Consider the following 12,105-nt stretch of genomic DNA (forward strand, 5'->3'; position numbering starts at 1 on the left):
CTAAGCTAGGTCCCCGAAATTTTTCGATGAGGAGTTTTTGAATTGTCCGCAGCGTCCAACGCCCTGACCATCAGCAAAGTTCTGGTTGCTAACCGCGGTGAGATCGCCGTCCGCGTCATCCGTGCAGCGAAGGACGCTGGTATCGCCTCCGTGGCTGTCTATGCCGAGCCGGACACTGACGCGCCCTTCGTCGAACTTGCGGACGAAGCGTTTGCCCTCGGCGGCGCCACCGCCGCTGACTCCTACCTGAACTTTGACAAGATCATCGGTGCTGCCAAGGCATCGGGCGCGGACGCTATCCACCCGGGCTACGGCTTCCTGTCCGAGAACGCTGACTTTGCCCAACGCGTCATCGATGAAGGCCTGACCTGGATCGGCCCCTCCCCTGAAGCCATCGCACTGCTGGGTGACAAGGTGGAAGCACGCCAGATCGCCGAGAAGGTTGGCGCACCCATGGCCCCGGGCACCAAAGAGCCTGTGAGCACCGCCGATGAGGTTGTGGCTTTTGCGGACGAATACGGCCTACCCGTAGCCATCAAGGCTGCCTTCGGTGGCGGTGGCCGCGGCATGAAGGTCGCTCACACTCGCGAGGAAATCCCGGAACTCTTCGAATCCGCCACCCGTGAAGCCGTAGCCGCCTTCGGTCGCGGCGAGTGCTTCGTCGAGCGCTACCTTGACCGCGCCCGCCACGTTGAGGCCCAGGTCATTGCGGATAAACACGGCAACGTCATCGTCGCTGGCACCCGCGACTGCACCCTGCAGCGCCGCTTCCAAAAGCTCGTGGAAGAAGCACCCGCCCCGTTCCTCTCCGATGCTCAGCGTGAAGCCATCCACTCCTCGGCCAAGGCGATTGTGAAGGAAGCCGGCTACTACGGCGCTGGCACCGTGGAGTACCTCGTCGGCGCCCCGGAAGCTGATGGCTCTGACGGTCTTGTTTCCTTCCTCGAAGTGAACACCCGCCTCCAGGTGGAACACCCCGTGACTGAGGAAACCTCTGGCATCGACCTCGTCCGCGAGCAGTTCCGCGTCGCCTCCGACCTGCCCCTGCGTCTCACCTCCGATCCGGAGCCACGTGGCCACGCCATCGAGTTCCGCATCAACGGCGAAGACCCCGGCACGAACTTCATGCCGGCACCGGGCACCATCACCCGCTACGTCGAACCCGCTGGCGCCGGCATTCGCGTCGACTCTGGCGTGCGCGCCGGCAACATCGTCGGCGGCCAATTCGACTCGATGCTGGCCAAACTCATTGTCACCGGCGAAGACCGCGACGAAGCCATCCAGCGTGCCCGCCGCGCCCTTGCCGAATACGATGTCGCTGGCCTCCCCACCGTCATCCCCTTCCACCAGGCCGTCCTGAACGACCCAGCTTTCATCGGTGACGGCGAACGCTTCGACGTGTACACCCGTTGGATCGAAGAAGAATTCAATAACACCATCCCGCCGTACCAGGACAGTGACGACGATATTGACGTTTCCGATTCCGAACCGGCAAAACGCACCTACGCCGTTGAAATCGACGGCCGCCGCATCGAAGTTGCCCTCCCCGCCTCCCTCGTCATCGGCAACGGTGCGAAGCGCAAGTCCAAGAAGCGCCGCTCCTCCGGCGCTGCATTGTCGGGCGATGCCGTGCCCGCCCCGATGCAGGGAACCGTGGTTAAGGTCAACGTGGCTGAAGGCGACACCGTCAACGAAGGCGACATCCTGCTCGTCCTCGAAGCCATGAAAATGGAAAACCCCGTCAAGGCCCACAAGTCCGGCACGGTCAGGGGCCTGGCCGCTGAACAAGGCGAACAAGTCAACAAAAATGCAGTACTACTGGAGATCCACTAACTCTTTATGAAGTTCACGCTCGTCCCAGCAACCGAATCCGACCGCACCTACCTGCGCCGCCTGGAATACCTCGCCGATGTCTTCGGCAACGAATCCCGCAGCCGCATCGGCGCCATGCAAAGCCCCGAAGAGTACGTGGACAAATGGTCCCCTGAACGCGACGGCGGATTCATCGCCTACGACGAAGAACGCATCCCCGCCGGTGGCGTGTGGCTACGCTACTGGGCACCGGAGGATGATTACACCGACGCCAACCTCGGACCTAACATCCCCGAACTGTCCATTGCTGTGGAGAACCGCTCCCACGGCCACCAACTCGGCCGCATCCTGCTCCAAGCAGCCTGCGACTTGGCGGCTTCCCAAGGCGCCAGCACCATCGCCCTTCACGTCGAGCCCGGCAACGACCGTGCTCAGCACGTGTACGAGACCTTCGGCTTCACCTGGTCAGACCACCACCCGGAAGTGATGACGAAGCAGCTCTAGGCGGGGATCTCGCGCGTACCGGCCTCACACTGTGCACGATTCCCGTGAACCGTGCACAACCCCCATCAAAACCCCAGGTGTGCCCCCAACTTCTAGCAGTTGAGGGCACACATCCCCCGATCAAGCGCCCCTCGAACCACCCCCTCAAAACTTTTTCGCCAATTGAGGGAACCTAACCGGGGTCCACGGCGGTCTAAGGTCATATGACCGAATTATTCAACGGAATGACCATCACCCGTCCCATTCACCTCGAAGCACTCGGTTCTCGGCCAGGCCTCGTTCCCATTTCAAATACGTTTGGGCTGGCACCGGAGCTGCTCATAGACACCAACCTCGCCTTACGCGACGCCGAGTTTCACCACCAACGCCTTGGCTACCAGATCCCGCAGGCCTACCGCGCGGCAGCGTTTGCCCTGGAAAACCCGCACCTGACGCTGACTGGCTTCGGCGCGCTAGCGCTTTACGGGGCGAAGTTCTTAGGCGATGGGTGTGACACGGTGTTCGCAGAGAAGCAAGTATCACGCTCTCAAAAAGCTGCCCCCGGCAAGCCACACATCACACGCGCAGCCCTCGCCATACACGAAAAGTGGCGCGCCTACCTCCGTGGAACCTGGATCTCCATCGCCTCGCCCGCGGTCGCCGTTGCACACGCACTCAAAGACATACGCCGCGAAAGAGTCGGCTGGCATGTCGTGCCGTGCGGGGACCTTCACCCCACCCTCATCAGGGCCATTCAGCTTATCGACGTCTCCCGCCACCTCACCATCGATCCCCTCCACACCCTTGCCGCCTGCAAGAATCGCCTCGACATCCCTTGGGTTACCGATGCTCTCATCCGCTCCTCCGCGCAGGCCGAATCCCCTAAGGAAACCGAAATGCGGTTGATCGCGGATCAAGTGGCCAAAAAACACGACCTCCACCTGCAGGAACAAGTTCCTGTGCAGGCCAATGGCCGGTGGATCACCCGCTTTGACCTAGCGCTCATCTGTCCCGTGAGCCGACAACGCTTTGGCCTCATGTATGACGGCATCCAGCACTGGGACTATGGCCGGCGCAACAAAGATGCCCGCATTAACCTCGATGCAACGATAGAAGGGTGGGTTCCGCTGCGGTTTTCCAGCGCGAGTTTACCCACGATGTTTGAGGACCTCGACCGCTTCTTCACCCGGGTGCTCAGCCGCTAGATTCGCCTCCCTGCCCCGCTCCTCCCAGTTCCCCGCTCCATCCCTGTGCACGATTTCCGGAAACGGTGCACAACCCACATTAAAGGCCCAGGAGCGCCCGCAACTCCGAGGAGTTGAGGGCAATTGTCAGGCCAGAGCCGGCATCTTCTGGTGCTCGCCCACGAGGAAGACGTTGTCCCGGTCGGTGATGAGGGACTGGTCGTGGGTGACAAAGCCGCAGGCGATGCCACGGTCCTCGACGAGTTGGCGGAGGAGTTTCACGATGTCCCGGGAGCGGGAGGAGTCGAGGGCGGCGGTTGGTTCATCGGCGAGAACCAGTTCTGGTTCGCCCATGAGGGCGCGGGCGATGCCTACGCGCTGGCGTTGGCCGCCGGAAAGGGCGTGCATGTCGCGATCCCCGAGCCCGGCGAGGCCCACGGTTTCAAGCAGTTCATCCGCGCGCGGCTTGCGTGGTTTGATGCCACGGATGTGGTCGGTGACCAGCAGCTGGTCGCGCACGTTCAACGCCGAAATGAGGTTGGCCTGCTGGAAAATCATGCCGATCTTGTCGCGTCGTAGGTCATTGGACACCGGAACCCCGCCAAGGGTAGCGCTGCCGGAATCTGGGGTGATCAAACCGGCGGCGACGGAGAGGAGCGTGGATTTGCCGGAGCCGGACTCGCCAACAATGAAGGTCAGACGGCCAGGCTCAGCGGTGAAGTTGAGCTTGTCCAAGATGGTGCGGCGTTCCTGGCCGTCCTGGAAGGAGACGGTGACGTCAGTGAGTTCGAGCCTAGAAGTGGACATTATGCGACACCTCCGAGTGCGCTTTGGGGATTGACTTTGCTGATAGAACGGGTGGCTACAACGGCGCCTGCCATGCCCAACACCCAGACGAGCAGTGGCGGCAGGGCAATGACACCGAAGGACAAGGTGAACGGGGCCACGCCTTCCATGGCGAACCCGATGCCCAGTCCGATGAGAGCGCCGATGGTCACACCAATGAAGAGGAGGATGGCGGACTGGCCGACGGCGTCCTTGAGCAGGTACTTGTTCGAGGCGCCGATAGCTTTCAAGATGGCCAGGTCACGGGTGCGCTGGATCGTCCAGACGGTGAGGAAAGCCACGATGACCAGCGCAGCAATGGCGTAGAGGAAGCCCTGAATCATCTTCAGCGAGCCCTGTTCCGAGGCGTAGGCGGGAAGGCCGTCAAAAGACTCCTTCAACGGAACACCGCCTTCGATGGCGGGGTCATCGGAGAGCAGGACAGTGCCGTCCGCGTCAGTGTGGAAGACCTCCTGCCACGTCTCGGTGGGGACCCACAAAACAGGCGTGTGGGCGAACATGAGGTCCTCACTGATCGCGTCAACGGGGGTGGTGGTGCCGGCGAGGGAGAGGACGTCGTGAAGCGAATAGTTCAGTGAGGCTGAGGCGACCGCACCATCGCCGAGGACCTCTCCCCCGGGCAACGTGGTGCCGCGCGGCAGCGAAAGGATCGCGACCGATTGCTCCGTGCCATCTGGGCCGGCGACGAGCATCTGGCCGGTGCCCAGCGCGTCCGTGCCGGGCATACTTTGCACGCGCGAGGTAGTGAACGACGGGTCGTGCGGGTCCTCGAAGACCACCGCGGCCGGGTCGAGCGCCTCGAGCGCGGACGTGTTCTGCTTGCCCAACCCCGAGGTCAGACCCGTCAACACAACAACGAGAAGGGTGATCAACGCGACGGTGCCCACGATGAGCCCGAAGCGCCCCTTCGCTTTCTTGATTTCACGGATTCCTACGAACATGCCTCCGATTGTGGCCGTGACCTGCGCGGTTAACATCGGGCTGCGGGTTGAAAAAGGAATCGACCGTTCGGTTGATGTTGGCCCAACCGGTGGCAGCGCTAGTGTTGCCCGCATGACCTCCAACCGCATTTTGGCCACCCTGCGCGTGAGCCTGCACGTGCTGGTGGCCACGCTGTTGGGCGTGGGGCTTGTCGGCGCCATCCGGGACCACCACTGGGCCGCCATCCTCGCCGCGCTGCTGTTCGCGGCAATCTATCTGTTCGGCACGGTGTGGCACCACCACGGCCGCGCGCATTCGCGCCCGCAAACATTGGCGTGGCTGGGTGCGGTAGTGATCGTGTGGGTGCTGCTTGTGGCGCTGTCCCCGACCTTCGTGTGGCTGGAGTTTCCGCTTACCATTCTGGCCTGTTTCCTGCTCCCAACGGGGTGGGGTTTGGCACTGACAGCCGCTCTGCTGGCATACACCTTGAGCGTGACCTTCCCCGCGGACGGCCCGGGCGGGCTCATCGGCCCCACGATTGGCACGGTGCTCGCCGTGGGCATCGTGCACGCTTACAAGGCACTCAACGCGGAGACGGAGCACTACCGCCAGCTAGCCATTGACTTGGAGGCCGCACAGTCGGACCTCGCCGCCGCGGAACATGAGGCAGGGCGCGCGGAGGAGCGGGCGCGCCTGTCGCGGGAAGTGCACGACACGATGGCGCAGGGCTTAAGTTCCATCGTGCTGCTCGGCCGCGCGCTGGATAAGGAGCTGGAAACCGCCGGCGTGCCCGAGTCCGCCCGCGACACGTTGACCACCATCCGCGAAACAGCAGCGGAGAATCTGACGGAGGCCCGCCGTTTCGTCGCCGGTAATGCCGCACCCGCTGCGCCGGTGGAGCGTCTGAGCACTCGCATTGAGCGCCTCGCGCGGTCCGCGGAGCGCCGCCAGAAGGCGCTGGGTGAGACGCTTGAGGTGCGCCTTCAGGTGGTGGATCTGCCAGAGCCCGCCGCGTCAGTCGCCGAGCGGGTTGTGCGGGAGGCGCTCAGCAACGTGGTGCGTCACGCGGGGGCAAGCTTGGCGGTGGTCACCGTGGATAAGCTTGGAACACAGGCGACGGTCGATGTCTACGACAATGGCCGCGGCATCACCGGGCCGTTCGGCTACGGGTTGCAGGGCCTTCAGGCACGCGTCGCGGAGGCCGGTGGCGAGCTCACGGTCGAAGGAAATGTTCTCGCCGCGACCCTACCCATCAAGGAGAACTAATGCTCAACGTCATGCTTATCGACGACCACCCTGTCGTCCGCGCCGGCCTCCGCGCCGTCTTGAACTCCTTTGGTGACATCACCGTGGTTGCTGAAGCCGCCGATGGCGCAGCGAAAGTCCCCGAGGGCGTGGACGTGGTGGTCAGCGACATCCAGATGCCCAATGTGGATGGCATTGAGCTGACCCGCCGCCTCGTCGCCGCTGATGGCCCACCGGTGCTCATCCTGACCACCTATGACACCCAGGCCGATGTCGTGGCCGCAGTGGAAGCAGGCGCCATGGGCTACCTGCTCAAAGACGCACCGGAGGATGAACTCCACGACGCCGTGGTCCGCGCCGCCCACCGCGAGCGCGCCCTGTCCCCGCAGGTAGCCAACGTCCTCGCCGAACGAGTCATGCGCCCTGACGAGGCGCTTTCCCCACGCGAGATCGAACTCCTCCGCCAGGTGCAAACCGGGGCGTCCAACAAGGAAATTGCCGCCGCCCTATTCATTTCCCAGGCCACGGTGAAAACGCACCTGATCCACATCTACTCCAAACTCGGAGTGGACAACCGCACCGCCGCAGTGGAGGTGGCACGGCAAAGGCGGATTATTTAACTACAGCAACGAGGTCGCCGCCCTCCACCTTCGTCGGCTGGCTAAACGCCACCTTCTCCACAACACCATCCACCGGTGCGGAGATGGTAGCTTCCATCTTCATCGCTTCGATGGTGGCCACCTGGTCACCGGCTGCGACCTCATCGCCTACCTTGGCCGTCACGTTGACCACACCGGCGAATGGAGCGGCAACGTGGTTCGGGTTGGAAGGATCTGCCTTCTCTGCTTCGGCGACGGTGGATTCGGCGTTCTCGTCCCGAATAGTCATTGGCCGCACCTGACCGTTGACGGTGAGGATGACCTGGCGCATGCCCTTCTCATCCGGCTCACTGACCGCATCCAGGCGGACGACGAGGGGCGACTGATTCGCATCAATGTCCCCGTAGTAGACCATGATCTCCTTGCCTTCCTCGAGGCCGTAGAAGAACGCCTTGTCGCCGAGCTGGTCCGTGACGCCGTAGAGGCGGCGGTGTTCCATGAGCTCGTCGTATTGCTTGGGAAAGAGCAGCTTGTCCAAAGCAACGCGACGCACACCTGACGCTTCATCACCGTCGGCGATGAGGTCCGCCTCGAGGTCCGCCGGCACCTCGACGGTATGGTCCACCGGTGCGCGGTCTGCCAGGGCTTTCTCACGCAAGGCGGGCCATCCGCCGGGTGGGGTGCCCAATTCGCCTTGGAGGAAGCCGATGACGGATTCCGGGATGTCGTATTTACGCGGGTTGGCAGCGAATTCCTCTGGGGTGACACCGGCACCCACCAGGTAGAGGGCAAGATCCCCCACCACCTTGGAGGACGGCGTCACCTTGGTCGGGCGGCCGAGGATCTCATTGACGCCAGCGTAGTAGTCCTCCACCAGTTCGAAGCGGTCCGCCAAGCCCAAGGCCTTGGCCTGCGTACGCAGGTTGGACAGCTGTCCGCCGGGGATCTCGTGGCGGTAGACGCGGCCGGTGGGGCCAGGGATGCCGGACTCAAACGGCGCGTAGACGGCGCGGACGGCCTCCCAGTACGGCTCCATATCAGAAACCGCCTTAAGCGACAGGCCGGTATCCCGTTCCGTGTTGGCATAGGCAGCAACGAGGGCGGACATGGACGGCTGAGATGTCGTGCCGGCCAACGGCGCGGAGGCTACATCCACCACGTCAGCGCCCGCGGCAGCAGCGGCGAAATAGGTGGCTAGCTGCCCGCCGGCGGTGTCATGGGTGTGCACGTGGACGGGCAGGTCGAAGCGGGAACGCAGCGCCTCAACCAGCTTTGCGGCGGCGGCCGGACGCAGCAAACCAGCCATGTCCTTAATGGCCAGAACGTGCGCGCCGGTGTTCACGATCTCCTCGGCCAAACGCAGGTAGTAGTCCAGCGTGTACAGGTCTTCTGCCGGATCGAGCAGGTTGCCGGAGTACGCCATGGCTACCTCGGCGACGGTGGTGCCGGTGTCCAGGACGGCGTCGATGGCGGGGCGCATCTGGGAGACGTCATTGAGTGCGTCGAAAATGCGGAAGATGTCCACGCCGGACGCGGCGGCCTCCTTGACAAAGGCCCGCGTGACGGACTCCGGATACGGGATGTATCCCACGGTGTTGCGGCCGCGCAGGAGCATCTGGATATTCACGTTGGGCATGGCCTCGCGCAGCGCGTCCAGACGCATCCACGGGGATTCGTGCAAAAACCGCATGGCCACGTCATAGGTCGCGCCACCCCACGCTTCCACGGAGGTGAGCTGCGGGGTCAGATGCCCCACGTGCTTCGCGGCGGCAACCAGCGTGTTCGTGCGGATGCGCGTGGCCAGCAAGGACTGGTGCGCATCGCGGAAGGTCGTCTCCGTGACCCCCAGTGTAGTCTGGTTGCGCAGCTTCTCCGCCCACTTGACCGGACCGAGTTCCAGCAGGTCATCGCGGGAACCACGAGGCAGTTCACCGTAGTCAAGGGCAGGGAGCTTCTTCGAGGGCTGCAGGATCGTCGGCCGCTGACCATTCGGCTGGTTCACGGTCACATTAGCCAGATAGGTCAGGATCTTGCCGGCATCATCAGCGGCCGGTGGTGCCTCCAACAGGCCCGGATGCTCAGCAATAAAGCCGGTGTCAATGCGCTTGTGGCGGAAGTCCGGTTCGCTGAGGAGTGCGCGGAGGAAACCAATATTCGTCGATACGCCATCGACCGTAAACTCGTTGAGGGCGCGCAGGGCACGATCGACGGCGACCTGGAAATCGCGCCCGCGACACGTCATCTTGACCAGCAGCGAATCGAAATTCGGCGTGATCTCTGTGCCCACCGCGACGGAACCGTCCAAGCGCACACCCGCGCCACCCGGCGAGCGGTAGCCTGTGATCGTGCCGGAATCTGGGCGGAAACCATTCGTGGGGTCCTCCGTGGTGATACGGCATTGCAAAGCCGCGCCGGACACCGTGATTTCCTCCTGGCGCACATTCAGATCCGCCAGGGTCGCCCCCGCGGCGATGTACATCTGGTTTTTCACAATGTCGATGCCGGTGACTTCCTCCGTCACCGTGTGCTCCACCTGCACGCGCGGGTTCATCTCAATGAACACGTGATTGCCACGCTCATCCACGAGAAACTCAACGGTACCCGCGCCCTCATAGTTGATCTCTTTGCAGAAATTCACCGCATCCTGGCAAATGCGCTGACGCTGCTCGTCGGTGATGTGCTGCGCGGGCGCGATCTCCACAACTTTCTGGTGACGGCGCTGCACGGAACAATCGCGCTCAAACAGGTGCACCACGTTGCCGTGCGAATCTGCCAGAATCTGCACCTCAATGTGCTGCGGATTGATCACCGCGCGCTCAATGTACACATCCGGGTCGCCGAATGCCGCCTCCGCTTCGCGCGAAGCTTCCGCCGCGAGGGTCTCAAGGTCCTCTCGCTTTTCGACGAACCTCATCCCCCTTCCGCCACCCCCCGCCACGGCCTTGACAAACACGGGGAACTCAAAGTCCTCAGCGAATCGTGCCAGTTCTTTCGGGTCCGCTGATGGCTCCGAATCCTTCAGGGTGGGCAACCCGGCGCGCTCGGCGGCGCGGACTGCGGCGGCCTTGTCACCCGTCAGGTCCAGAGTTTCTGGGGAAGGTCCGATGAACTTAATGCCCTCTTCGGCACAGCGGCGTGCCAGCTGCGCGCGTTCGGAGAGGAAACCGTAGCCGGGGTACACCGCATCAGCGCTGGACTGCTTCGCAGCGCGGATGATCTCCTCAATGTCCAGGTACGCCTTGACGGGTTGGCCCGCCACACCGATCTGCACGGCTTCGTCCGCGAAGGGACGGTGGAAACAATGGCGGTCCTCCCGAGGATACACCGCGACGGTTTTCGCACCGGTTTCAAAGGCGGCGCGAAATGCGCGCACCGCGATCTCGCCACGGTTAGCAACGAGGATTTTGGAAAACGTGGGCAGGTTCTCCCTGCCAATTCCGTTAGTGGATGTAGTCATGGCAGCTCCTCGGGGAGTTCGGGATTAATTCAAGTCTGTTTTGTGCACCAAGCGGCGTGCGGCCTCGGTGATGGAACCAGACAGCGACGGGTACACGGCCATAGAGTTGGCCAACTCCTCAACAGTGAGGTTGTTGGTCACTGCGATGGTGAGGGACAAGATGAGCTCCGATGCTGTCGGCGCAACGATCACACCACCGAGCACCTGGCCGGAGCCCTTACGGGAGAAGATCTTCACAAAACCAGAGGTCAGGGAACGCATCTTGGCGCGCGGGTTGGTGGCCAAGTCGAGTTTGATGATGTCGGCGTCGTACTCACCGTTCTTAATCTGAGCCTCAGTAATACCCACCGCGGCGATCTCCGGGCGGGTGAACACAGCGTTGCCCACGGTGCGAATGCGCAGCGGCTCCACACCCTCACCCAGCGCGTGATACATGGCAATGCGGCCCTGCATCGCAGCCACAGATGCCAGAGGCATGAGGTCCGTGCAGTCACCCGCCGCGTAAATGCCGGACACGTTGGTGCGGGAGACGCGGTCCACATGAATGTGACCAGACGGAGTGATGTCCACGCCTTGGGATTCGAGCATGAGCTCCTTGGTGTTCGGGATAGAACCAATGGACATCAAACAATGGGAGCCGGTGATCTCACGACCATCGCTCGTGCGCACGATCACGCCGTCGCCGGTGTTCTCCACGCTTTCAACGCGTGCGTCTTTCACCAGCGTCACATCACGGTTGGACAGGACCTGCTCCAGCACGTCTGCCGCATCCGCGTCATCGTGCGGGAGGATACGGTCGGCGGAACCAACCATGGTGACTTTCACACCAAGCTCAGCGTAAGCGGAGACGAACTCCGCACCTGTCACACCAGAGCCGACCACGACGAGGTGCTCCGGCTCCTCAATCAGGTCATACATCTGCTGCCAGTTCAGAATGCGGCGGCCATCCGGCTTCGCATCCGGCAACACACGCGGGGAAGCGCCGGTGGAAATGAGCACGATGTCACAGTCAAAGGTCTCCATCGTGCCGTCCGGCAACTCCGCCTTCACGCGGTGCGTGGTGTGACCTTCCTGGCGGGAAGCGAATCGGCCCTTGCCGTTGACCACACGCACACCGGCGCGCTCCAACTGCTGGCGGATGTCACGGGACTGTTCCGACGCCAGCGCCACAACACGGTTATTCAGCGCCGGGATGGACAAGTTCACATCCCCCAGGCCGTGCTTCAGGCCCATGGCGTCTGCACGACGAAGGTCAGTTTTCACGTTCGTGCCCGCGATGAAGCCTTTGGACGGCACCACATCACGCAGAATGCCCGAGCCACCCACACCAAGCTGCTCAATGAGAGTGATGTCCGCACCGTACTGGCTGCCCACCAGCGCCGCCTCGTATCCGCCCGGGCCGCCGCCGATAATGACAATTTTCTTGGACACGCACGTCTCCTTACACAGATTGCGTCAATCAGGGTTTAAAAGATTCCGTCCGCCCACTCTAGCCGTCAAGCAAAATCCGTGCCCAACGTGTGTCCGCTTGTCTAGTTGACCTAGACCTAACTAGGTA

9 protein-coding genes are annotated in these 12,105 nt (G+C 62.7%); 5 read left to right on the forward strand and 4 right to left on the reverse strand.

Annotated elements, in window-relative coordinates; all coding sequences use genetic code 11:
- Positions 1 to 42 precede the first annotated feature (42 nt).
- From HMPREF2129_RS06770 to HMPREF2129_RS06780, 3 genes are all read left to right on the forward strand, one after another.
- Positions 43 to 1,833, forward strand: coding sequence for an acetyl/propionyl/methylcrotonyl-CoA carboxylase subunit alpha (locus tag HMPREF2129_RS06770; protein ID WP_232218117.1), 1,791 nt, complete (start codon positions 43 to 45; stop codon positions 1,831 to 1,833).
- Between the two features lie 6 nt (positions 1,834 to 1,839).
- Positions 1,840 to 2,316 carry a GNAT family N-acetyltransferase gene (locus HMPREF2129_RS06775; RefSeq protein WP_034664614.1) on the forward strand — a complete coding sequence of 159 codons (477 nt, stop codon included), beginning with the start codon at positions 1,840 to 1,842 and terminating at the stop codon, positions 2,314 to 2,316.
- 203 nt (positions 2,317 to 2,519) lie between these two features.
- On the forward strand, positions 2,520 to 3,500 hold the full coding sequence (locus HMPREF2129_RS06780) for a hypothetical protein (RefSeq protein ID WP_034664616.1): 981 nt from the start codon (positions 2,520 to 2,522) through the stop codon (positions 3,498 to 3,500).
- 126 nt (positions 3,501 to 3,626) lie between these two features.
- On the opposite strand, the gene HMPREF2129_RS06785 is transcribed toward HMPREF2129_RS06780, so the two are convergent.
- On the reverse strand, positions 3,627 to 4,286 hold the full coding sequence (locus HMPREF2129_RS06785; protein ID WP_034664619.1) for an ABC transporter ATP-binding protein: 660 nt from the start codon (positions 4,284 to 4,286) through the stop codon (positions 3,627 to 3,629).
- On the reverse strand, positions 4,286 to 5,266 hold the full coding sequence (locus HMPREF2129_RS06790; protein WP_034664622.1) for an ABC transporter permease: 981 nt from the start codon (positions 5,264 to 5,266) through the stop codon (positions 4,286 to 4,288). The genes HMPREF2129_RS06785 and HMPREF2129_RS06790 overlap by 1 nt, the downstream gene beginning before the upstream one ends.
- A 16-nt stretch (positions 5,267 to 5,282) precedes the next feature.
- On the opposite strand from HMPREF2129_RS06790, the gene HMPREF2129_RS06795 reads away from it, so the two are divergent.
- Positions 5,283 to 6,512 carry a sensor histidine kinase gene (locus HMPREF2129_RS06795; protein WP_232218118.1) on the forward strand — a complete coding sequence of 410 codons (1,230 nt, stop codon included), beginning with the start codon at positions 5,283 to 5,285 and terminating at the stop codon, positions 6,510 to 6,512.
- The gene (locus tag HMPREF2129_RS06800) at positions 6,512 to 7,111 is read left to right on the forward strand and encodes a response regulator (protein WP_034664625.1); all 600 of its coding nucleotides are present in this window, start codon (positions 6,512 to 6,514) and stop codon (positions 7,109 to 7,111) included. Before HMPREF2129_RS06795 ends, HMPREF2129_RS06800 begins: the two co-directional genes overlap by 1 nt.
- Here HMPREF2129_RS06800 and HMPREF2129_RS06805 read toward each other — a convergent pair.
- Both HMPREF2129_RS06805 and HMPREF2129_RS06810 read right to left on the reverse strand, forming a co-directional pair.
- Positions 7,104 to 10,547, reverse strand: a complete 3,444-nt coding sequence (locus HMPREF2129_RS06805; protein WP_052092928.1) for a pyruvate carboxylase — start codon at positions 10,545 to 10,547, stop codon at positions 7,104 to 7,106. The genes HMPREF2129_RS06800 and HMPREF2129_RS06805 overlap by 8 nt on opposite strands.
- A 24-nt stretch (positions 10,548 to 10,571) precedes the next feature.
- Positions 10,572 to 11,978, reverse strand: a complete 1,407-nt coding sequence (locus HMPREF2129_RS06810; protein ID WP_034664627.1) for an NAD(P)H-quinone dehydrogenase — start codon at positions 11,976 to 11,978, stop codon at positions 10,572 to 10,574.
- Positions 11,979 to 12,105 lie beyond the last annotated feature (127 nt).

It is taken from the genome of Corynebacterium tuscaniense DNF00037 (assembly GCF_000759055.1).
GTDB lineage: Bacteria > Actinomycetota > Actinomycetes > Mycobacteriales > Mycobacteriaceae > Corynebacterium > Corynebacterium tuscaniense.